The sequence below is a fragment of the Microbispora siamensis genome, assembly GCF_016863095.1.
GTDB lineage: Bacteria > Actinomycetota > Actinomycetes > Streptosporangiales > Streptosporangiaceae > Microbispora > Microbispora siamensis.
Genome location: NZ_BOOF01000001.1, coordinates 157690 through 181428, shown reverse-complemented (window position 1 = coordinate 181428; position 23739 = coordinate 157690). Strand labels below are relative to the sequence as shown.

The 23739-nt window shown below is 71.5% G+C and carries 13 protein-coding genes; 10 read left to right on the top strand and 3 right to left on the bottom strand.

From position 1 onward, the window contains the following. Window positions 1–58: 58 nt before the first annotated feature. On the top strand, window positions 59–2740 hold the full coding sequence (gene polA, locus Msi02_RS00790) for a DNA polymerase I (RefSeq protein WP_079315845.1): 2682 nt from the start codon (window positions 59–61) through the stop codon (window positions 2738–2740). Between the two features lie 144 nt (window positions 2741–2884). Here the strand turns inward: polA and Msi02_RS00785 are convergent, their stop codons facing one another. Beyond that, window positions 2885–3682 (bottom strand): DUF2127 domain-containing protein, encoded by a 798-nt coding sequence (locus tag Msi02_RS00785; RefSeq protein WP_204046604.1) that lies wholly within the window; start codon window positions 3680–3682, stop codon window positions 2885–2887. A 74-nt stretch (window positions 3683–3756) separates the two neighbouring features. Here Msi02_RS00785 and Msi02_RS00780 point away from each other — a divergent pair, with 74 nt between their 5' ends. The 6 genes from Msi02_RS00780 to Msi02_RS00755 all read left to right on the top strand — a co-directional run bounded on the left by Msi02_RS00780 (window position 3757) and on the right by Msi02_RS00755 (window position 19723). Further along, window positions 3757–4803 (top strand): polysaccharide deacetylase family protein, encoded by a 1047-nt coding sequence (locus Msi02_RS00780; protein ID WP_079315844.1) that lies wholly within the window; start codon window positions 3757–3759, stop codon window positions 4801–4803. 207 nt (window positions 4804–5010) lie between these two features. Continuing rightward, window positions 5011–6474, top strand: a complete 1464-nt coding sequence (gene rpsA, locus Msi02_RS00775) for a 30S ribosomal protein S1 (RefSeq protein WP_204046603.1) — start codon at window positions 5011–5013, stop codon at window positions 6472–6474. A 231-nt stretch (window positions 6475–6705) separates the two neighbouring features. Beyond that, complete coding sequence (locus Msi02_RS00770) at window positions 6706–7173, top strand: GNAT family N-acetyltransferase (protein ID WP_239107994.1); 468 nt, start codon at window positions 6706–6708, stop codon at window positions 7171–7173. A gap of 10 nt (window positions 7174–7183) precedes the next feature. After that, window positions 7184–7789, top strand: a complete 606-nt coding sequence (gene coaE / locus Msi02_RS00765) for a dephospho-CoA kinase (protein ID WP_204046601.1) — start codon at window positions 7184–7186, stop codon at window positions 7787–7789. A 308-nt stretch (window positions 7790–8097) separates the two neighbouring features. Further along, entirely contained in the window at window positions 8098–17463 is a 9366-nt protein-coding gene (locus tag Msi02_RS00760; RefSeq protein WP_204046600.1) for a calcium-binding protein, read from the top strand. A 13-nt stretch (window positions 17464–17476) separates the two neighbouring features. Continuing rightward, window positions 17477–19723 carry a hypothetical protein gene (locus Msi02_RS00755; RefSeq protein WP_204046599.1) on the top strand — a complete coding sequence of 749 codons (2247 nt, stop codon included), beginning with the start codon at window positions 17477–17479 and terminating at the stop codon, window positions 19721–19723. Between the two features lie 99 nt (window positions 19724–19822). Here Msi02_RS00755 and Msi02_RS00750 read toward each other — a convergent pair whose 3' ends face one another. Together Msi02_RS00750 and Msi02_RS00745 are read right to left on the bottom strand one after the other, a co-directional pair. Then, complete coding sequence (locus Msi02_RS00750) at window positions 19823–20002, bottom strand: helix-turn-helix domain-containing protein (protein WP_239107993.1); 180 nt, start codon at window positions 20000–20002, stop codon at window positions 19823–19825. A 56-nt stretch (window positions 20003–20058) separates the two neighbouring features. Further along, window positions 20059–21090: an aldo/keto reductase gene (locus Msi02_RS00745; RefSeq protein ID WP_308441771.1), complete on the bottom strand. Its 1032-nt coding sequence runs from the start codon at window positions 21088–21090 to the stop codon at window positions 20059–20061. Window positions 21091–21293: 203 nt separating this feature from the next. On the opposite strand from Msi02_RS00745, the gene Msi02_RS00740 reads away from it, so the two are divergent. The 3 genes from Msi02_RS00740 to Msi02_RS00730 all read left to right on the top strand — a co-directional run bounded on the left by Msi02_RS00740 (window position 21294) and on the right by Msi02_RS00730 (window position 23633). Next, window positions 21294–22139, top strand: coding sequence for a helix-turn-helix transcriptional regulator (locus Msi02_RS00740; protein WP_204046598.1), 846 nt, complete (start codon window positions 21294–21296; stop codon window positions 22137–22139). Window positions 22140–22219: 80 nt separating this feature from the next. Continuing rightward, complete coding sequence (locus Msi02_RS00735) at window positions 22220–23080, top strand: alpha/beta fold hydrolase (RefSeq protein WP_239107992.1); 861 nt, start codon at window positions 22220–22222, stop codon at window positions 23078–23080. Then, window positions 23073–23633, top strand: coding sequence for a TetR/AcrR family transcriptional regulator (locus Msi02_RS00730; RefSeq protein WP_079320648.1), 561 nt, complete (start codon window positions 23073–23075; stop codon window positions 23631–23633). The genes Msi02_RS00735 and Msi02_RS00730 overlap by 8 nt, the downstream gene beginning before the upstream one ends. Window positions 23634–23739 lie beyond the last annotated feature (106 nt).

Sequence of the window (23739 nt, the reverse complement as noted above, 5' to 3'; positions counted from 1 at the left end):
ACGCCTCCTGTGGGAAGAGCACGGGTTTTCTGTCGTACAGGGAGACTAGGCTGCGGATGTGCCGAAGAGTGAAGCGACCCCCACCCGTCCGTGTCTGTTGCTCCTGGATGGGCATTCTCTTGCTTATCGCGCCTTCTACGCGTTGAAGGACGCGAACCTCATGACCACCGACGGCCAGCACACCGAGGCGGTGTACGGCTTCACCTCGATGCTGGCCAACATCCTGCGCGACGAGCAGCCGAGCCACATCGCGGTCTGCTTCGACCGGAGCGAGCCGACCTTCAGGCACGAGGCGTACGACGGTTACAAGGCCAACAGGGCGGAGACCCCCGAGGACTTCCGCGGCCAGATGCAGCTCATCTTCGAACTGCTCGACGCGCTGCGGATCCCCCGCATGTCCGTGGCCGGCTTCGAGGCGGACGACCTGATCGCGACGCTGGCGACGCGGGCCTCGGGCGAAGGCATGAACGTGCTCATCGTGACCGGCGACCGCGACGCGCTCCAGCTCGTGGACGACAAGGTCACGGTGCTGATGACCCGGCGGGGCATCAGTGACATGACCCGCTTCACCCCCGAGGCCGTGATGGAGAAGTACGGCCTCACCCCGGCGCAGTACCCGGACTTCGCGGCCCTGCGCGGCGACCCGAGCGACAACCTGCCGAGCATCCCGAGCGTGGGGGAGAAGACCGCCACCAAGTGGATCTCCGAGTACGGCTCGCTGGACGAGCTGGTCCGGCGGGCCGACGAGGTGAAGGGCAAGGTCGGCGACAAGCTCCGCGAGCACCTCGGCCAGGTGATCCACAACCGCATGCTGACCGAGCTGAAGCGCGACGCCCCGGTCGACGCCGAGGTGTCTTCGCTCACCATGGGCCTGTGGGACCGCGAGGAGGTCAACAAGCTCCTCGACTCGCTGCAGATCCGCGGCGAGCTGCGCGAGCGGCTGTTCAAGACCCTCGGCACCACCGAGCCGGAGGCGGGCGAGGGCTTCGAGCTCGAGGTGACCGTGCTGGAGCCGGGCCAGGTGGCCGGCTGGCTGGCCGCCCTCCCCGGGGACCGCGCCGGGCTCGCCTTCCAGGGCGCGTACGGCAGCGGCACCGGGCGGTTCGAGGGCCTGGCGATCGCCTCTTCCGGCGGCGCCGCCTACCTCGACCCCACGCGTCTCACCCAGGAGGACGAGGCGGCGCTGCACGCCTGGCTCGCCGACGACGACAGGCCGAAGGCCGTGCACGACGCCAAGGGGCCGCTGCTCGCGCTGTGGGCCCACGGGCACGACCTGCGCGGCCTCACCTGCGACACGGCGCTCGCCGCGTATCTCGCGATGCCGGGGCAGCGGTCGTTCCCGCTCGACGACCTGGTTCTGCGCTACCTGCATCGCGAGCTGCGGGCCGAGTCCGCGCCCGGCGGGCAGACCTCCCTGTTCGAGGACGCCGACGAGGGCGTGGCCCGGGATCTGGCGCTGCGGGCCCAGGCGGTGCGCGACCTGGCCGACGCGCTGGAGGCCCACCTGTCCAAACGCGGCGGCACCCGGCTGGTGACCGAGGTCGAGCTCCCGCTGGTGCGGGTGCTGGCCGAGATGGAGCGGGCCGGCATCGCCGCCGACAGGCAGTACTTCGCGGCGCTGGAGGCCGAGTTCGGCGCGGCCGTCAAGCAGGCGGTGGAGGCCGCCCACCAGGCGGTGGGGGAGCAGTTCAACCTCGGCTCGCCCAAGCAGTTGCAGGAGATCCTGTTCGGCAAGCTCGGCCTGCCCAAGACCAAGAAGATCAAAACGGGCTACACGACCGACGCCGACGCGCTCGCCTGGCTGGCCCAGCAGACCGACAACGAGCTGCCGGTGATCCTGCTGCGCCACCGCGACCAGACCAAGCTGCGCACCACGGTCGAGGGCCTGATCAAGGAGATCGCCGACGACGGGCGGATCCACACCACGTTCAACCAGATCGTGGCGGCCACCGGGCGGCTGTCGAGCGAGAAGCCCAACCTGCAGAACATCCCGATCCGCACGGTCGAGGGCCGGCGCATCCGCAAGGGCTTCGTGGTGGGGGAGGGCTACGACACGCTGCTGACGGCCGACTACAGCCAGATCGAGCTGCGGATCATGGCCCACCTGTCCCGGGACGAGTCGCTGATCGCGGCCTTCGAGTCGGGCCACGACTTCCACCAGGCGACGGCGTCCCGTGTCTTCGACCTGCCCCCCGAGCAGGTGGACGCCGACCTGCGCGCCCGGATCAAGGCCATGAACTACGGCCTGGCCTACGGCCTGTCCGACTTCGGCCTGTCGGGGCAGCTCAACATCCCCGTCGCGGAGGCCAGGGCCCTCAAGGAGGAGTACTTCGAGGAGTTCGGCGGGGTCCGCGACTACCTGGAGTCGATCGTCGCCCAGGCCCGCAAGGACGGCTACACCGAGACCATCCTCGGACGCCGCCGCTACCTGCCCGACCTGACCAGCGACAACCGGCAGCGCCGGGAGATGGCCGAGCGGATGGCGCTCAACGCGCCCATCCAGGGCTCGGCCGCCGACATCATCAAGGTCGCCATGCTGAACGTGCAGAAGGCGATCGAGGGCATGCGCTCCCGCATGCTGCTCCAGGTCCACGACGAGCTGGTGTTCGAGGTCGCGCCGGGCGAGCTGGAGGAGCTGACCGAGGTCGTGCGCGCGCAGATGTGCCGGGCCTACGACCTGAGCGTGCCGCTGGAGGTCAGCGTGGGCGTCGGTACCACCTGGGAGGACGCCGGCCACTGACCACGGCCCGCACATGGGCCCGAGCATGCGCCCGGGCTCTCGCGCTCTCACCGTGCCGAGCCGGCTGACCGTGCCGGGGTTCGCCGGGGGCCGCGCTCGCAGAACCGGGCCGGTCCGCCCAGTGAGGGTCCGGCGAGCGACGGGTCAGGGGCGGCCGGTCGGCCGGGTGGGCCCGTGGTCCCGCCCGGCCATGGCCAGGCCCGCTTGCTCGACCTCCAGCAGGCTCGCCTCGTGCCGCTCCGCCTCGTACGCCGGCCGCCCGCCGCGCAGCCCGAACAGGCGTTTGCTCAACGCGATGTACAGCACGGCCGCGATGTTGATCAGAAGGATCACGATCCGGAACGGGCTCACCTTCTCGGCGATCTCGTAGATCTCCACCGGGATGAACGCCGAGGTGACGATCACCGAGAAGTACTCGCCCCATCGCTTCAGCAGCCACAGGCCGACCCCCTCGGTCAGCAGCAGGGCCGCGAGGGCGAGCAGGGCGAGGAAGATCCAGGTGAGGGTCGTCGTCCGCGCGCCCAGCGCGGTCCGCAGTGTGTGCACCACGCCCGACTGGTCGAGGTTCCACCCGAGCTTGTGGGCCAGCGGCCTGACCAGCGGGAGGTCCTGGTCGAACGCCCGCCGTACGGCGTCGTGATGGGCCCGGAACCGCCACACGCCGTACGCTCCGACGATCACGAGCACGGCCTTGGCCCAGCGGAAGACGGCGATCAGCCGTAGCACGGCGGCGTCGCGCAGCGCCCGGCCGCGCAGCACGACGGGCGCGTCGCCGGCCGGTCCGGCGCCGCGCGGCGGGCCCAGAGTGAAGTCGCCGCAGCGCAGGCAGCGCCACGCCTCGCCCAGCGCGGTCTCGGCGCGCAGCCGGTTCCGCAGCGCCTCCTCGTCGGGGGCGTAGGTGACGTGCCCGTGTCGTCCGCACGCACGCAAGCTCCAGTCCACAGGAAAATTGCAACACATGTGAATACGGACACGTCGGGCAGTAAGGTCAAATAACTGTGCGCAACCTTGCCCGAATGACTGCAATCGCCAATGTCGTCGTTGTCGTGATCGGTCTTGTCGCGCTCGTGCTGCTGCCCCGGTCCACTGGCGAGGAACGGTCGCAGGTGCGGGCGCAGCCGCCGACGCCGTCGCGCACGCCCAGTGCGGCCCCGCCGAAGGCGACCGCCGAGTCGGCCAGGAAGGTCAAGGCGAACGAGGCCGGCCTGGTGCCCGTGATCATGTACCACCGCATCCTGCCCAAGCGGCTGGCGTCCATCGACCGGACGCCCGACCAGCTTCGCAAGGAACTGGAGCGCCTGGCCAAGGACGGCTACGTGCCGATCACCGCGGCCGAACTGGCCGCCAGGAAGATCGACATCCCGGCCGGGACCCATCCCGTCGTCCTGACCTTCGACGACGGCCACCCCAGCCACTTCGCCGTGGACCACAACGGCATGCCGAGGAACGACACGGCCGTCGGCATCATCTACGAGGTCGCGGCGAAGTACCCGAACTTCCGGCCCACGGCCACCTTCTGGGTCAACCGCGACCCCTTCGGGCTGCGCGACCGGGAGCGGCAGAGACAGGCGGTGAAGTGGCTGCTCGACCACGGCTTCGAGGTGGCCAACCACACCTACTCCCATCCCGATCTCCGGCGGCTCTCCAACAAGCGGGTCAGCGAGCAGATCGTCCGGCAGGAGCGGCTGCTGAAGAAGATCGGCGCGCCGCCCTCCACGACCTTCGCGCTGCCGTACGGGTCGCGGCCGAGGAAGCTGAGCAGGGCACACGACGGCTCGTGGGACGGCACTCGCTACCACTTCGACGCCGTCTTCCTGGCCGGGGCGCAGCCCACGGTTTCGCCCTACGCGAAAAGTTTTCCGCGATACGCGATCCCGAGGATCCAGTCCAACGGAAAACACGGCGACTGCCGGCGCTGGTGCACGACCTACTGGCTCGACTGGCTCGACAAACACCCAGGAGAGCGCTATACGTCGGATGGAGATCCGGCCCGAGTGTCGGTGCCGCGTAAACTCCGGGCAACGCTCTCACCGGCGCGGGCGAAGTCGGTGATCACCTACTAGGCGTTCGTCTGGTTGCCTCGGATTGACCCAGCTCGCTCCGTCTCATATGCTGATCGCTGCGCTGTGGGCTCGCGCGCGTCACGGACGGAGCGGGCTCGCGCTCGGTCATCTGGTGGCTACCAGGAAGCAGCATCATCCGGTGAACGAAAAACGGCCCGCCGCGCTTCTGTCACAACGACATCTGTCCGGTTCGGAGCAATTCCACACATGACGAGCAGCACTGAGGCCACCTCGAGCACCCCGCAGGTAGCGGTCAACGACATCGGTTCCGAGGAGGCCTTCCTCGCCGCGATCGACGAGACCATCAAGTACTTCAACGACGGAGACATCGTTGAAGGCACCGTTGTCAAGGTCGATCGAGACGAGGTCTTGCTCGACATTGGCTACAAGACCGAGGGCGTTATCCCGTCGCGCGAGCTCTCGATCAAGCACGATGTCGACCCGGCCGAGGTCGTCGAGGTCGGAGAGCACGTCGAGGCCCTGGTTCTCCAGAAGGAGGACAAGGAAGGCCGCCTCATCCTGTCCAAGAAGCGCGCCCAGTACGAGCGCGCCTGGGGCACGATCGAGAAGATCAAGGACGAGGACGGCATCGTCACCGGCACGGTCATCGAGGTCGTCAAGGGTGGCCTGATCCTCGACATCGGTCTGCGCGGCTTCCTCCCCGCCTCCCTGGTGGAGATGCGCCGCGTCCGCGACCTGCAGCCGTACGTCGGGCGCGAGCTCGAGGCCAAGATCATCGAGCTGGACAAGAACCGCAACAACGTGGTCCTGTCCCGCCGTGCCTGGCTGGAGCAGACGCAGTCCGAGGTTCGCCAGACGTTCCTCAACACCCTCCAGAAGGGCCAGGTCCGCAAGGGCGTCGTGTCCTCGATCGTCAACTTCGGTGCGTTCGTGGACCTCGGCGGCGTCGACGGCCTGGTGCACGTGTCCGAGCTGTCCTGGAAGCACATCGACCACCCGTCCGAGGTCGTCGAGGTGGGCCAGGAGGTCACGGTCGAGGTTCTCGACGTCGACATGGAGCGCGAGCGGGTCTCGCTGTCGCTCAAGGCGACGCAGGAGGACCCGTGGCAGCAGTTCGCCCGGACCCACCAGATCGGCCAGGTCGTGCCCGGCCGCGTCACCAAGCTGGTGCCGTTCGGTGCCTTCGTCCGGGTCGAGGAGGGCATCGAGGGCCTGGTCCACATCTCCGAGCTGGCCGAGCGCCACGTGGAGATTCCGGAGCAGGTCGTGCAGGTCGGCGACGAGATCTTCGTGAAGATCATCGACATCGACCTGGACCGCCGCCGCATCTCGCTGTCCCTCAAGCAGGCCAACGAGGGTGTCGGCGCCGAGGTCGAGTTCGACCCCACGCTGTACGGCATGGCGGCGACCTACGACGAGCAGGGCAACTACATCTACCCCGAGGGCTTCGACGCCGAGACCGGCGAGTGGCTCGAGGGCTTCGACAAGCAGCGTGAGGAGTGGGAGCGGCAGTACGCCGAGGCCCAGGCCCGCTTCGAGGCGCACCGCTCGCAGATCGAGAAGGCCCGCCAGGAGGAGGCGGCGGCCAGCGAGGCCGCTCCGTCGTCCTACAGCGGCGAGACCAGCTCCTCGCAGTCCGCTGGTGGCGCCCTCGCCTCCGACGAGGCCCTCGCCGCCCTGCGCGAGAAGCTGGCGGGCGGCCAGAGCTGACACCCGGTCTTCTGGACCGGAGGTCACGGCCAGTCCTCCATGGCATCACGAAAGGCCCCGCTTCGGCGGGGCCTTTCCCCTTTTCCCGGTCCCTCTTTTCCCGGTCGCTCGCGTGCAGGGGACGCCTTCGCCGGAGCGGGACCCTGGCTACGCGGTGGCCGGCCGCGGCGAGTCACGTCCGGGAGCCCGGCCCGCCCTGACGGAGGCAGGTGTGCCGATAGGGTGGCCCTCGTGGTGGAGATCGCGAGGGCCCTGCCCGCGGACGCGGGGGAGATCCTCACCCTGCAGCGGGCCGCGTACGTGACCGAGGCACAGCTCTACGGCGACCCGTTCATCGCGCCGCTCGTCGAGTCGCTCGACCAGGTGCGTACGGTGATCGAGACGGGGGTCGTGCTGAAGGCGACGGACGGCGGCCGGGTGGTCGGCGCGGTCCGGGGCCAGATGTCCGGCTCGACCTGCCTCGTGGGCCGTCTCGTGGTCGCGCCCGACCGGCAGGGGCAGGGGATCGGCAGCGGGCTGCTGGCCGCGATGCACGAGGCCGTGCCCGAGGCGGCGGCGTTCGACCTGTTCACGGGGCATCTGTCGGAGGGGAACCTGCGGCTCTACCGGCGCCTCGGCTATCGGGAGACCCAGCGCGAACGGGTCCAGGACCACCTGACGCTGGTCCACCTGCGCCGTGAGCCCCAGATTGCCCGATAGGCTGCGGCACGTGCTGAAGGTTGGGCTCACGGGCGGTATAGGTTCGGGCAAGAGCGAGGTGTCGCGCCGGCTCGCGGCCCGCGGCGCCGTCGTCGTCGACGCGGACAAGATCGCCAGAGAGGTCGTGGAGCCGGGCACCTCCGGGCTCGCGGAGATCGTCGATGCGTTCGGCGAGGACGTGCTGCGTCCCGACGGCACGCTCGACCGGGAACGGCTCGGCGCGATCGTCTTCGCCGACGCCGAGAAGCTCAAGGTCCTCAACGGGATCGTCCATCCCAAGGTGGGCGAGCGCAGCGAGCAACTCCAGCGAGAGGCCCCGGACGACGCGGTCGTCGTCTACGACGTGCCGCTGCTGGCCGAGAACAACCTGGCCGCCCTGTACGACGTGGTGATCGTCGTGGACACGCCGGACGAGGTGCGGCTGGAGCGCCTGCTGCGGTTCCGCGGCATGCCGGAAGCGGACGCCCGTGCCCGGATCGCCGCCCAGGCCTCCCGCGAGGACCGGCTGAGGATCGCCGACATCGTGATCCGCAACGAGGGTTCCCTGGACGACCTGGACGCCCAGGTCGACAAGATCTGGCAGGACCTGAGCGCCCGGGTCTCCCCGCAGGGCTGACCGGTCTTTCCTCGTCCGGAAGTCGCACGCCGGGCGTCAGACGTCGCAGATCTACAGTGTAAAGCCGCCGACCGCAATCGCAGGCTGTCGCCTCACGCCTCCGCGTCCAGGCGGGGCGCGTGGAGGGGCACGGTGCCCCGGCCGTCGGACGCCCGGCCTCCTGCCCGGACCTGCTCGTGTGGATCTCCCAAGTCGTCTCCAACCTGATCGCAAGTCGCCGTCACTAGAACAGGCCGTCGGTATGTCACGTCGGTTTTGGGGGTCCGGTGTCGAGGCGGCGACTGATCAGTGCGGTGTGTGTTCTGGGGATGATGGCGGGTCTGCTCACCGGCCTGCCGCAGGCCGCGTCGGCGGACGCGCAACGGGATGAGGAGACCACCGCGCTCGTGTCCGCGGTCGAGCGCTTCGCCGCTGTCGGCAGGGGCATGGCGGCGCTCGGTCCGATGGGCGAGCAGCTCCCCCTCGTCGGCCTGGTGCCCGGCGGGGAGGACGGCCTGGGCCTGGGCGATCTGTTCGACGTCGCGGTGTACGACCAGCTCAAGAACCTCACCAGCCTGTCCGGCCTGGAGGACGAGTATCCGCTCTCCGGTCCGCGTACCGGCCGGTTGCTGGCGAAGGCGAGCACGCAGGGTGGCGTCAGGCACCTCGACCTGACTCTGGAGGTGACCAGGACGGTCGCCGACCGGCCGGTCTCGGTCAGCAGCGCGCAGCCCAAGGTCTCACTGGCGACCTCCGGGGGAGTGGACGTCACGCTGAAGCTCGGCGCGAAGCTGCCCTTCGCCTACGACCCCGCCACCAAGACCGCCTGGCTGGGCAAGGACGCCGTCGTGACGGTGCAGGCGGACGGGCGCCTGGCGGCGGGGGCGAAGCCCTCGGCCGCCTTCGGCATCCTCGGCGTGGATCTCTCGGCGGGCTCGTCGCTCTCCTTCGCCTCCACGTTCACCTCCACCGCCTCCGACCCGGACGGCGACGGCAGGCTCGACCTGCGGGAGATGGGCGCGGACGGCGCCGCCGCCGGATTGTTCACCTTCTCCAGGAAGGGCTCGGCGACCGCCAGGCTCGCGGTCACCGCGCAGCCGTTCGCCGGAGCCCAGGTCGAGGGGGCCACCGCGACCGTCGACGTGAACTGGCCCGACCTCGCCACGGGCGGGCCGCAGGTGAGCGTGGGCCAGCCCGACCTGGACCGGCTGAACCGCTTCCAGACGCTCACGCCGAAGGACCTGCTCGACGGGCTGACGCATCTGTCGAGTGCGATCACCGCCGTGCAGCGGGCCCGCTGGGGCGGCCAGGGCGACCTTGACCTGCCGTTCATGCGGGGTTCCCTGGCCGACGCGGTGCGCATCTCCGAGGCGATCGACAAGTTCGTCGCCGACAGCGTGGACCGGAACACCGGTCAGCCCACGTTCACCTCCATCCAGGACATGCTCGCCGCGCTCGGCAGGGCGCGCGGCCTGCCCGGCGGCGCGATCATCAAGGTCGCCGACGCGGGCTACGACGACGCCACCAAGAAGATCGCCTTCACGCTTGTGATCGACCGAGCGGTCAACCCCGCGCCCGAGCCGCTCAACCCCGCCGGACAGGTGAGCAGCGGCACGGGCGCCGGCGTCACCTACACGGCCACGACGCTGAAGCACGCCGGCCAGAAGTGGACGCCCGGAGAGTTCGCCGGCCGCACGATCACCGCGGGCACGTCGACCGGCATGGTGGCGGACAACACCGCCGACGTCGTGACACTGACCGGCGACGGCTGGCGCGGAGGCGTGCCGGCGGCCGGGACGGCCTACCGGATCGCCGCCGCCGACCCAATGATCGGCCAGGTCACCTTGGGCGACACCTTCAAGGCCCGCGCGGGCCTCGCCCAGGCCAACGCGACCACCTCGGTCGCCGGAGTGATGCGCGGCTACCACGCCGCCGCCACGGTCGTGCTCGACCTCGGCGACCCGGCCACCGGCCAGGAGTGCGCCACCCGGCCGGACGGCCAGCAGAAGGCGTGCCCCTACAAGCACATCAACCCCGACGGCAGCGCGACCGTGGTCACCGAGCTGCCCCGGCCCGCCGACCGGATCATGCTGCGTACCGGCCGTGACCTGTTCGGCGCGCGCCTGTCGGTCCTCACCTCGGTCAACGTGGACGCCGTCGTCGGCTACCTGGGCGTACGGCTCACCGGCGATCTGTCCATGAGCAGCAGGTCCGGCGGCGACGTGGTGAAGGTCGCGCTCAAGGATGTCGGGGACGTGCCGCTGACGCGGCTGTTCGAGCGCCTGGCGAACAATCCCTCGGACATCCTCACCTCCCAGGTGGACGCCGCGGCCCGGGCCAGGCTGACCTTCGGCGTTCCCGGGCTGGCCGACTTCTTCGGCGGCAAGGTCACCGGCGACGTGGAGATGCCGGACATCCGCACGCCGGACACCCTGGTCTTCCGCGGCTTCGACCAGATCGGCAAGGTCAAGAACTTCGCCTTCGACCCCGACAACCCGCAGGCGCTGTTCGGCGCGCTGGTGAAGTCGCTGGGCGCGCTGGCCACCTACCTCGACCACGTCCAGCCCAGCGGCCCCGTCGGCACGGCGATGACGACCAAGCTGCCGCTCCTCGGCCGGTCGCTGTCCGACCTCGTCGCCGCGGACGAGATGGGCTCGGGCCCCGGCGTCGTGTACGGCGACGGCGCCTGCGGAAGCGAGAACGGCTTCGTCACCGACCCCTCCCGGACCTTCGCCCAGGCGCATATCGGGCGCGGCGTCGTGATCGGCACACGCGTGATGACCGTCCAGGCCGTCTGCGGCGAGCACACCATGGTGTTCACCGCGAAGTTCGGCGAAGCCCGTCCCGAGCCGGGCACGGCGTACGCGCTGCGTTCGCCGCTCAGGGACGCGATCGACCGGCTGACCGCGGCCCCGCCGGACACCGTGCAGGCGCTGGTGGCCGAGCTGAACAAGGCGCTGGGCGGCCAGGTCCGCATCGGGTACGAGGACGGCGCGCTGCGCCTGTCGCTCGCGTACGACAAGAAGGCGGCGCTGAAGGAGCCGCTGCGCTTCTCCTTCGGCGACAGCAGTCTGGTCGCCGCCTCCGGTTCGGGCACGCTCGACGCCTCCGTCGGCGGGCAGATCCGGCTGGGCGTGCGGGTGGCGCTCAAGCGCGACTTCGATCTCGCCCGCGACCTGCTCATCGACACCGACTCCGGCCTCGACCTGGAGGCGAGCGCCCGGCTCGACGGCACGATCAAGGCGAACATCGGCCCGCTGCCCGTCTCCGTGGGCAAGGCGGACGACGACCCGATGCAGGCCAGGCTCGCGTACGGCGTGAACCTCCGTTACGACGGCGGGTCGCGGGAGGCCGTGCCGCCGGCCGACTTCTTCGCCGGGCTCGACCTGTCGCTCAACGAGACGACCGAACCGGTCACCTGCGACCGCGACCCCCGGCGTGACGAGACCGACCTGGCGCTGTGCGCGGTGCTGCCCGCCTACGTGAACGGCAGCCCGATCACGGCGGACGGTAGGCACGCGCTCGTCCTGCGCCTGCCCAGGGCCGCTCCCCTCGCGGACATGTTCGACCTGACGAAGAAGCTGCCCGGCGACATCGAGCGGCTGGAGGTGCCCGAGTTCGACTTCTCCACCCTGCCCGCGGGGCTGGAGCTCGACTGGACCAACCTGGGCGACGGCATCGACCGCTACCTCACCGCGCTGGAGACCGGCATGCGCACGGCCTCCTACGGCGGCAGGCTGCCCCTGGTCGGCGACGACCTGCAGCAGGGTGCGGACTTCGTCGGAGCCAAGCGCCAGGAGATCAAGGCGGCCATCGCCAAGCTGCCGAACGGCGGCCGGGTGCCCACCGGCAAGGACCTGCGCGAGTGGTACAACGCCGAGCTGGCCCCCAAGGTCGGCCCCGGCGTGCAACCGGTGATCACGTGTGTGCAGGCGCCGGAGCCCGCGGACCCCACCGCGTGCGACGCCGCCAAGGGCACCGAGCTGACCGGCGTGAAGTTCACGATGAGCATCGGCAAGGGCGTCGTCGACCCGCGGCAGGGCTGCGTGGAGGGCTGCGCGGCCCTGGAGCGGCAGCTGGACATCGGCGTCCCGGGTCTCGCGCTGCGTCAGGGCCCGGGCAAGGGCGTGCGAGCCGAGATCGGCTGGCACGTGCAGGTGACCGTGGGCCTCGACCGGACCAACGGCTTCTACATCGACGCCGCACCCGACAAGCGGCCGCAGGCCACGGTGGGCGTTAACGTGTCGCTGCCCGAGGAGATCAACGCCAAGCTGTCCATCCTCGACGTCACGGTGAAGAACCGCTCGCCGCAGTCTCCCGACCTGTTCGCCGGCACGTTCACCGTCGGGCTCAAGCCGGTCGGCCGGATCGGCCTGGCGCAGCTCACCGACGCCTCCGACCTGGTGGAGACGTCGCTGCACGCCAACGTGGCCGTCGACTGGCGCTTCACCGTGACGCCCGGGTCGCCGATGCTGCCGGGGCTGTTCGGCGACTTCCACCTGGCCTGGGACCTCACCAAGGGCGGCTCTCCCGACCCGGCGAACCTGTCCATCGCCTTCACCGACGTGAACCTCGAGGCCGGCGACTTCTTCCGTACGGTCCTGGGGCCGGTGGTGACCCAGGTCAAGCGGGTCACCGACCCGGTGAGGCCCGTCGTCGACCAGCTGTACGCGCCCATTCCGGTGCTCTCGGACCTCAGCCGGGCCGCGGGCGGCGGTGACGTGAACCTGATGACGATCGCCAAGAAGTTCAACACCCTGGGCGGCAACAGCACGACCCAGTTCATCGAGCGGATGATCGAGATCACCAAGCTGGTCACCTCGCTGCCCGACTGCCGGGGTGAGCTGCACATCCCGATCGGAAGCTTCACCGTGGCCGGCGACAGGGCGCTCACCACGGAGAACTCGCCGGACGTGGCGGACTCCCTGATCGCGGACGTGTCACCCACGACGGACGACCTGTTCGCGGCGCTCGACCAGGGCGCCAGGACGTGCGACAAGGGCAAGGCCGCGAAGGCCGGGGCCGAGGCCGAGCAGGGGCCCATGCAGCAGTCCGCTAAGTCCGGCTTCAGCTTCCCGGTGCTGGACAACGCCGGGCGGTCGATCTTCAGCCTGCTGATGGGCAAGGACGTCGAGCTCGTCGCGTACGACTCCGGCCCGCTGCGCCTGGGCTTCACCTACAGCCAGTCGTTCGGCCCGGTCTACGCGCCGCCGCCCATCATGGTGGTCATCTCCGGCACCGCCGGGGTCGAGGCTCGGATCAGGGCGGGCTTCGACACGTACGGCATCCGCAAGGCCATCGAGCAGGGCAAGGCAGACCTCCAGATCCTCGACAGCCTGTATCTCAAGACCACCGACGAGCGTGGCCGTCCCCTGCCGGCGATCAAGCTGTACGGAACGCTGGAAGCGGGTGCCGGGGTCGACCTGCTGCTCGTCAAGGCAGGCGTGAGCGGAGGGATCTCCCTGGGCATCGCGATGCTCTGGGCCGACCCCACCAACGACGGCAAGTTCAGGTTCTTCGAGTTCGCGGGCGTCCTGCTGCGCAACCCGTTGTGCCTGTTCACGATGGACGGCAAGCTCAAGGTCTATCTCAAGGCCTGGGTGGAGATCGGCATCTCGATCTTCAAGAAGCGGTTCGACTGGACGATCGTCGAGGCCACGCTGCTCGACTTCTCGGCCAAACCCAAGTGCGATGAGGCCCCGCCCAAGCTCGCCACGGTCAGCGGCGACGCCCTGGTCCTGCACATCGGCCCGATGCGCGCGGCCAGGGGCGGCAGCACGGCCAAGCCGAGCGACGACGCCGAGCAGTGGACGGTCAGCCAGCTCCCCGGCGACGAGGGCTTCGTGGTCAACGCCCTCGGCGTGCGGGAGGAGCACCACACGGCGGGCCTCGACCGGGTGCTGGCCGACGGCCGCGGCGCGAAGGGCGGCCTCAAGCTCGTCTTCCAGGGATACGCCGACGCCTCGGGCGCGCCGTTCCCGTTCGACCGGAAGATCGTCGCCTTCGGCGGCGACGGCGACGACATGATCCTCGCCGGCGCCGGAAGGAACGTGATCGACGGCGGCAAGGGCGACGACCAGATCACCAGCGCCGACTCCTACGACGAGCAGGGCGGGCCGGCCCCGATCGTGGCCGGCGGCCCCGGCGACGACTACCTGACCGTGGGCGGCGCGGGCGGCTGGGTGGCCGGCGACGGCCGCCTCACCCCCGCGGTCCGGAAGGTCGGCACGGTGGAGGTGGCCGACTGGACGGCCGACGGTCTGCCCGGCGCGCCGGACGACGGCCCGGGCGACGGCGACGACCGGATCGCCGCCGGACTCGGCGCGAACCGGCTGTGGGGCAACGGCGGGAACGACACCATCGGCGTCGCCTCCGACAACCCGCTCGCCGCGACCGACCCCTCGCCCCGCTACCGCGCCCAACCGAGCCTGCTGGTCGGCGGGCCCGGCGGCGACATCCTCACCGGCGGCTCCGCCGCCGACGAGATCCACACCGGGCCGCAGAACGAGTTCGGGCCCGACGCGAACGGACCGGCCGACTCGGGACCGAACTACGTCGACACCGGCGCGGGCGCCGACACGGTGTACGGCAGCCAGGCCGTCGACCTGGTCGCCGGGCACTCCCGCCCCGGCGAGACCGTACGGATCCTCGGGGGCGGCGGCGAGGACGTCCTCGCGGGCGGCCACGGCAAGGACGAGATCTTCGGCGGCCCCGGCGACGACTGGGTGATCGCCGAGCCGTCCGACGTGAGCGAGGCGCAGGGCCGCGACGAGTTCGGCCCGGCCAGACGAGTGCGGCACCTGCCGCTGCCCTTGGGCGTGGAGCCATCGGCCAAGCTGCTGGCAGGCGGCGACGGCGACGACCACATCGTGGGCGGCGACGGCGGTGCCACGATCTTCGGCGACAGGATCCGGGAGGAACCCTGCGCAGAGGTCGGCGGGGACGGCGACGGCCGTGACCTCGTCCTCGGCGGCAGCGGCGAGGAGACCGTCTCCGCCGGCGGGGGCGCCGACCGGGTCGAGGCAGGCGGCGGTCAGGACCGCGTCTGCGGCGAGAAGGGCGACGACGTCCTGTACGGCGGAGCGGGCGACGACGACGTCAGCGGCGGCTCCGGCGACGACACTGCCTACGGCGACGACGGAGCCGACGAGGTCACCGGCGGCAGCGGCGACGACACCCTGTACGGCGGAGCCCAGGACGACGTGGTCGCGGGCGAGGCCGGCGAGGACACCGCGTTCGGCGGCCTCGGCGACGACCTGCTCGTCGGCGGCAGCCGCACGGCGGGCAAGGCCGACGCGGGCGACACGCTCTACGGCGACGCCGGAGCCGACCGCCTCGTGGGTGACAACGGAGACGCCACCGGCTCCTTCGACCTGGACGGGACGCCGGAGGAGGCAGGAGGGCCCGACGTGATTCACGGCGGGGCCGACGCCGACACCGCCTTCGGCGGGATCGGAGCCGACGAGGTGCACGGCGACGCCGGTGACGACCACTTGGAGGGAGGCAACGGCGCCGACCGAATCTTCGGCGAGGCCGGGGAGGACGAACTCGCCGGCGGCGGCTCCGGGCCGCATCCCGACGCGGGCGACACCCTGTTCGGCGGTGACGGACCCGACGTGATCGCGGGCGACAACGCCGTCCTGAGCACGTCCGGCACGGCCACCCCCGTCGCCGTACGGCCCGGCCAGCTCCACACCCATCGGGTGGAGCCGCTGGCGGGCGGATCCGGCGCGGACGTCGCCGACGGCGGCGCGGGCAACGACGCGATCTTCGGCCAGGGCGGCGCCGACCGGCTCCGCGGCCAGGCGGGCGACGACTATGCCGAGGGCGGCCCCGGCGTCGACTGGGTCGAGGGCGACCAGGGCGACGACGACATCGTGGGCGGCTCGCACGCCGCGGCCGACGACGCCGCCGACGCGCTGTTCGGCGGCCCCGGCGACGACGTCGTCGCGGGCGACAACGCCGTGGTGACGCTGGCGGGCACCCCGTCCAGGGCGACGGTCCGCCTGGGCTCGGCCGGCACGCCGATGACCCCGCGGGCGGTCACGCTCCTGGGCGAGGGCGCGGGCGGCGACCGCGTCTCCGGCGGCTCGGGCGTCGACGTGCTGTGGGGCCAGGACGGCGACGACCACATCTCCGGTGGAGGCCAGGGCGACCACGCCGAGGGCGGCGGCGGCGCGGACCAGATCCGCGGCGACCTCCCGCTGTCGGCCACCTCCACTCAGACAACCAGCGAGCCGCTCGCCGACCCCGGGTGGAAGGGGAATGCGAGCGAACCCGCGGAGCTGGAGGGGGACGACGCCACCCCCGGCCAGGACGACCTGATCGGCGGCTCGGCCACGCCGGGCGCACCCGACAAGGGCGACGCGATCGAGGGCGGCGGCGCGGCCGACGTGCTGCTCGGCGACAACGGCTCGCTCGTCCGCACGCTGACCGGGAACACCGAGCGCGTCTACACCGAGCGCTACCCGGCGGGCCAGGCGCCCGCGGACGCGACGCGCAGCCGTACGCACGACCCGGCCCTGCCCGGCGACTCCACCCGGTTCTGCACCCAGGCCCAGCCGACGTGCGAGCCGGAGGGCTCCTTCGGCGCCGACCGCCTCTACGGGGACGAGGGCGACGACGGGCTGTGGGGCCAGGACGGCGACGACCGGCTGTACGGCGGAGCGGGCGACGACGACATGTTCGGCGAGCTCGGCGACGACGAGATGGACGGCGGCGACGGCGAGGACGCCATGCTGGGCGACCGCGGCGGTGTGGTGGACGAGCGCATCGACGCGGGCGACGCCCAGCGGCTCGGCTTCACCGTCAGCCTCAACGCCCCGCCGAAGGAGACCTACCGCGGCTTCCCGGCCGGCTCCTACGACCGCCGTACCGACCTGCTGCACGACGCGGACGGCGACACCTGGGTGGCCGCGGCCCTGCCGCACGACGGCTTCGCCAAGGGCGGCGACGACCGCATGCGCGGCGGGCCGGGCCGCGACAGCATGCACGGCGGCGCGGGCGACGACCTGATCAACGGCGACAGCGGCGGCGACGAGGTCTTCGGCGACGACGGCGACGACGTCGTCTGGGGCGGCAAGGGCTGCGACCCCGTCCTGGACGCGGCGACCGCCGACTGCATCAGCGGCGGCGCGTTCGACCCGGCCGCCCGGGGCACCGGCGACCGCTTCGTCGACCACGTCTTCGGCGGCGCCGGGGCGGACCTGCTCGACTACAACCCGCGCGGGTCCTACCCGGGCGACTGCGCCCCCGGCCGCATGCCCGAGGGCACGCTCACCACCGTCGTCGACCCGTGCCTGTGGTTCCGGATGACGGACAAGGACAACGCGTCCGCCGCCGACGACCAGCACCACCAGGGTGTCGACTGGCAGTACGGCGGCGCGGATCGCGACGTGCTGCAGGGCGACCGCACCGCGAACGGGCCCAACCCGGGCGACAAGATGATCGACTGGAACGGGTCGTTCAACCTCTACACCCACTGCGGCCCGGCCAACGGCGGCCACAACATCGTCCGCCAGCACTCGCCCGCGATGCGCGACTTCCTCGCCAAGGTGGCCTGGGGCGCCGGAGCGGGCCGCGCCCAGGGCGACCCCTCGGCCCAGCGTGAGCTGGCGATCCCCGACAACGACAACGGCTCGCCCTACCCCACCTCACCCGGACACTTCGACTCGCCCGTCGCCTGCGCGGGCTGATCAGGAGAAAAGGATGTTACGCCGACTGATGGCCGCCGCCCTGGCCGCCACCGGACTGGCCGCGGCGGGCCTCGTCGCGGCCCCGGCCCACGCGGCCCCCGCGAAGCCACCCTCATGTGATCCGGGGTACTGCTTCACCGTCGACGTGAAACTCGACCGCGCCCCGGCCGTGGGACAGACCGCGACGCTCACGGTGGGGGTCACCGCGAAGGAGGACCTGCCGAACGCGACGACGATCATCGAACTGCCGGAGACCCTGCGCTGGGTGCGCCCGCCCGCCGGGCTCGCCCACGCCCCGGCGACGATCGGGCGAAGCCCCGTGGACCGCGCGAGCCGTACGGAACGGGCCCGGCGCGGCACGCCGGTCCGGTACGAGGGCATCGTCACCGCGGTCGCACCCGGCCCCGCCTCCATCCGCGTCCAGGCGCGGGACGGGCGGCCCGGCCCGAGCAGTGAAGGGCTCGCCTACCTCACCATCGGGGAGAAGTCGTCGATCTTCGGCATGCCGCCGGACGACCGCGGGCCTCGCGCGCAGGCGCCGGCGACGTCGGGGACCTGGGAGGACGACACGTGCGTGCAGGGGCGCGTCAAGCACATCCGGGCGGAGGACGGCGCCGTCAGGGGAGTGCCGGGGATACGGGTGACGGCGTTCGACGCCGACGGGGACGGCCCTGACCGGCTCGGGGCGACCTTCACCGACGACGCGGGCGACTACCAGGTGTGCTTCCCCGGTGCCGATGAGGACGGCACCGGCCAGGACGTCTACATCGAGGTGTCCTCGGCCAACGACTACTGGGAGATCGTGAAGCCGGGCGACGGGACCGATTACGCCGTCAGGAGCGACGTGAGACAGGACGTTCCCCGGGGCAGCGCCCTGTCGGTCATCGACTACGAGGCCGCGCCCGGCAGCCCTGCCGAGGGCGCCTTCCGGATCTTCACCGCCGCCCACGAGACCTGGAAGGCGTACACGGGCTGGCTGAACCAGCCGGGCAACGAGTGCTGGAAACCCGGTGAGGCGTCCTGCCGGAAGGTGACGGTGATCTGGGCGCCCGACAGGGTCGTTCCCCTGTCGTACTACTGTCCCGGGGCCTACGGCACGGACTGCTCCAAGCGCTTCGAGATACACCTGGACGCGTCGGTCGCTCTGTCGAAGATGACGGTCGCCCACGAACTGGGCCACTTCATCATGGACTACACCTACGACGGCATGCCGCCCTATGACGCCTCCTGCGACGAACACTACGTCAAGGACGAGACGACCCCGGCCTGCGCCTGGAGCGAGGGATGGGCCGACTGGGTCGCCGTCCAGACCTACGACGACACGCACTTACGATGGGGACCCACCGACCCCGCGATCGACATCGAGAGCCCGACCTGGTTCAGTGCGGGCTGGTTCGACGGGACCGACGTCGAGGGTCGTGTGGCCGGCGCCCTCCTCGACCTGGCCGACTCCGGCCCGCGCGACGAGAAGTACTGGGACGTCGGCGGCCTGGGCCCCGCCGGGGTCGTGGCCGCCTTCAGGAAGGCGCCCGCCGACGACATCGACCAGTTCCTGGGCGGGCTGAGCGCGCAGGACAAGGTTCTCGCCGAGCAGGTGCTGTTCCAGAACGCCATCCGCAACACGCGCTACGAGGACCTCTTCGATCGGAAGATCGCGCACTGGCCCTCCAACGAACATCTTCTGCCGGTCTTCCCGACGACGGCCGGCAAGTGGTCGGTGGTGGCGACGGTCGCCTCTCCGCCGAACGGTGCGAACGTCGACCTCTACGCGTACCCTGTCGATCACGCCAAGGTGCCGTTGTCCAGCTCGGACGGGACCGCCTCCAACGCGGACTTCATCGCTGTGCAGCCCGCCTCCGACGACGACGTCCACGTCGCGACCGCCGTCTCGGACGTCGACTACCAGGAGTACGCGCTGGAGGTGGCCGAGGCGCCCGACGGCGACCTCCAGAAGGGAACCCCGCAGGAGATCACCATGGGCGCCGACCGGCTGGTCGAGATCCGTACGGCCCGGATCGAGCAGGGCGAGCCCGCGACGTTCATCGCCACGCCCCGCGACGGGCAGGACGTCGACCTGTTCGTGATGACGCCGAACCCCAGCGTGTGGGGCCTGTCTCGCGCCAAGGCCAGCCGTTCCACCGGCGGAGGGCCGGGCAAGGCCGAGCGCGTTTCCATCTCGGACCCCAAGGTGTCCGGTGTCTACGCGGTCATCGTGATCAGGAAGAGCGGCGCGGGAAACCTCCTCCTCACCCGCACCTGACGGTCCACGCCCGAGCGGCGGCCTTCCCGATCGACCGGGGAAGGCCGCCGCGCGGCCTGAGACCTGCCCGGATGGCGGCGATCTCGTCCGGCGTCTCCCTCAGCCGGTGGGAGTGGGGGCGGCGCCCCCGTGACCGCGTCCGGCCTCACGCGCGACGGCACGCATGCTGACCCCGGATATGCCCTGCAGGGACAGGAGCCGAAGCGCCGCCTCGAGGATCCGCGCCTGCCGGTCGACCTTCTCGTCGGCGTCGACTGCGCGCACGGGCCTCGGGCTCACGTCCCCACCCTTAACGCCGTACGAGGCGTCGTCGGCCCGGGGCCGGAGCGGGGGTGTCAGGCGGCGGAGCGTTCGCCGACGGGGCGGCGGCGCAGGCTCGTCCGCTGGAGAGCCGGCGGCACGTAGGCCTGGTCGAGTGTGCCGACGTCGGTGCCGGGCGGGACGATCTCGTCGATCCGGTCGAGGATGTCGTCGGTGAGTGCGACGTCGACGCCGGCGAGCAGGTCGTCGAGGTGGCTCATCGTGCGCGGCCCGACGATCGCGCTGGTCACGACGGGATGAGCGATGGCGAACGCCATGGCGAGATGGGTCAGCGGCAGGCCCGCCTCACGGGCGAGCGAGATGAACCGCTCGACGGCGTCGAGACGGTGCTCGTCGTTCAGGTGCGTGAAGAAGCCGGCACGGCGCAGCTCGTTCTGCTGCCCCTTGCGGACGCGCCCGGTGAGCAGTCCCTGCCCGAGCGGCCCCCACACCAAGGTGCCCACCCTGTAGCGCTGCGCGACCGGCAGCACCTCGCGCTCGATGCCGCGGTCGAGCAGCGAGTACGGCGGCTGCTCGGTGTGGAACCGTTCCAGGCCGCGCCGCTCGGCGGCCCACTGGGCTTCGACGATGTCGGACGCCGGCATCGTGGACGTCCCGATCGCACGGACCTTCCCGCTGTGAATCAGATCCGAGAGCGCGGAGAGTGTCTCCTCGACGTCCGTGGTGGGGTCCGGCCGCTGGATCTGGTAGAGGTCGATGTGGTCGGTCCGCAGGCGGCGCAGCGAGTTCTCGACCGCGGTCATGATCCAGCGCCGCGAGGCGCCCTGCTGATTGGGGTCGTCGCCCATCGGGCGGCTCACCTTGGTCGCGAGGACGACGCTGTCCCGCCGCCCCTCGATCGCCTTGCCGACGACCTCTTCGGAGTCGCCGTAGGCGTCGGCGGTGTCGATGAGGTTGATTCCCGCGTCCAGCGCTCTGTGGATGATGCGGGCCGAGTCGCCGGGATCGGGGTTGCCGACCGACGTGGCGAACATCAATGCGCCGAGCGCGTAGGGGCTGACCTTGATACCGGTCCGGCCGAGCGTGCGGTACTGCATGCGAACCATGCCTTCCTTCGTTGTGGTGGCGAACCCGCGAAACGTGTGGCAGGCGGCACCTCTCCGGTGCCCGTCCCGTCGCCCCTGCGAGGGCGCCGGTCCGCCGAGCCGGCTCCCAGCGTGCGGCGGCGCGGGCGCCGGCGGGAGAGACGCCCTTATCCGGGGACGGGCGGTCCCTGGCTGCGTCCGGCGTCACCGGGCATGGTGGGGGTGTGGAGGACAGAACCGAGCTGGCAGACTTCCTGCGCCGCTCCCGCGCCCGGCTCACCCCCGCCGACGTGGGGCTGTCGCAGGGCGCGCGGCGGCGCACCCCGGGACTGCGCCGCGAGGAGGTGGCGCAACTGGCGGGCATGTCCACCGACCACTACACGCGGCTGGAGCAGGCCAGGGGCTCGCGCCCGTCCCGTCAGATGCTCGCCGCCGTCGCCCGCGCGCTGCGGCTGACCGGCGACGGACGGGACCACCTCTTCCATCTGGCCGGCGAGGAGCCGCCGCGGGACCGGCCGGCCACGGAGCATGTCCGCCCCGGCCTGCTGCTCGTCCTCGACCGGCTGACCGACGCCCCCGCCCAGGTGGTGAGCGACCGCGGCGACGTCCTCGCGCAGAACGCGATGGCCAAAGCACTTCACGGCGATGTGTCCGCCCGCCCCGAGGCGGAGCACAACGTCGTCTGGCGCTACTTCACGGACCCGTCCGCGCGGGAACTCTTCCCGGCCGAGGACCGTGACCGCGCCGCCCGCGCGGCGGTGGCGGATCTGCGCGCCACACTCGCCCGCCGTCCGGACGACGCGCGGCTGGCAGGGCTCGTACGCCGGCTCCGTGCCCGCAGCGAGGAGTTCTCGGCGCTGTGGGACACCCACGACGTCGCCGTGCGCCGCGCCGACGTCAAGCGCTTCCTGCATCCGGTCGTCGGCCTGCTGGAGCTGGACTGCGAGGTACTGCTGAGCCCGGAGCACGACCAGCGGCTGGTCGTCTACACCGCCCGCCCGGGCAGCGAGTCCTACGAGCGGCTGGAGCTGCTGCGCGTGGTCGGCCTCCAGGACCTGACCCGCGGCTGAACCCCTGACCCGGGTCCGCCGACGCCCCGCGGGCCCGAGCGTCTTGACGCGCATTGGCTAATGCCATTAGCCTTTCAGCTATGCAAATGAGCCTGGAGGGCGGCATGACCGAGTTCCTGAAGACCGGTGACGGCGAGATCGCGTACGACGTGACGGGGGAGGGCCCGCTGATCGTCATGGTTCCCGGCATGGGGAACAGCCGGCGCGCCTACCGCTTCCTCGTCCCGGCGCTGACCGCCGCCGGATATCGCGTTGCGACCATGGACCTGCGCGGGCACGGCGAGTCGAGCCTCGGCTGGGACTCCTACACCCGCACGGACACCGCGAACGACATCGTCGCCCTGATCGAGAACCTGGGCGGGCCCGCCGTCGTCGTGGGGCACTCGTTCGCCGGGGGAGCGGCCACCATCGCGGCGGCGCAGCGGCCGGAGCTGGTCACCGCCCTGGTGGAGATCGCCCCCTTCACCCGGGTGCAGAAGCCCGACCTGGGCGGGCTGCTGAGCAACGGCCACTACCGCAAGGGCATGACGCGGCTCATGGGCGTGGCGCTCCTGCGCAGCACCGGGCTGTGGAAGAGCTACCTCGACCACGCCTACCCCGGCGTCAAGCCCGCCGACTGGGCGGACTACCTGGCCGACCTGGAGGACGACCTGCGCAGGCCGGGGCGGATGGCGGTGGTGAGCACGATGGGCATGTCGGCGGCCACGGACGCCGGCGCCCGCCTCGGCGACATCCGCTGCCCCGCCCTGGTCGTCATCGGCACCCGGGACCCCGACTGGGCCGACCCCCGGGCCGAGGCGGACGCCATCGTGGCCGGGATGCCGGCCGGGCTCGGCGAGGTGGTGATGATCGACGGCGCCGGGCACTACCCGCACGCGCAGCACCCCGGCGAGGTCGCCGCGGCGGTGCTCGCGTTCCTGAAGGAGCGGGTCGGTGGGTAGGGCGGCGCTGTCCCCGGACGCCGTCGTCGATCTCGCGCTGCGCGTCGTGGACGAGGAGGGCCCCGACGCGCTCACCCTGTCCGCGGTCGCCGGGCGCGCCGGCGTCGCCACCCCCTCCCTCTACAAGCACGTACGCAGCCTCGCCGAGCTGCGCGTCCTGGTGTCCGGACGGGTGATGGGCGAGCTGACGGAGATAGCGAGCGAGGCGGTGCTCGGCAGGTCCGGCGACGAGGCGCTGCGCGCCCTGATGGACGGCTGGCGCTCCTACGCCGCCCGGCACCCGCGCCGCTACTCGGCGCTGATCCAGGCGCCACGGCCCGAGACGGCCGAGGCTGGAGACCGGCTCATCGGCATCATGTTCGCCGCACTCCGGGCGTACGGGCTGGAGGGCTCGGCCGCGATCCACGCCGTCCGCTGCCTGCGCGCGGCGATGCACGGCTTCGCCGTCCTGGAGGCGGCGGGCGCGTTCCGGCTCGCCGAGGACCTCGACGAGAGCCACGCCCTGCTGGCCCACATGGTCATCTCCGGCCTTCACACCGCCCGCGAGCGATGAGCCGCGGGGATCAGGACGTCCGGGACATGGGCAGTTGTCCGGGGTCGTGGTCGTACAGCCAGCCGGTGGCCTTCTCGTAAAAGCGGTTGAAGAAGAACGGCATCAT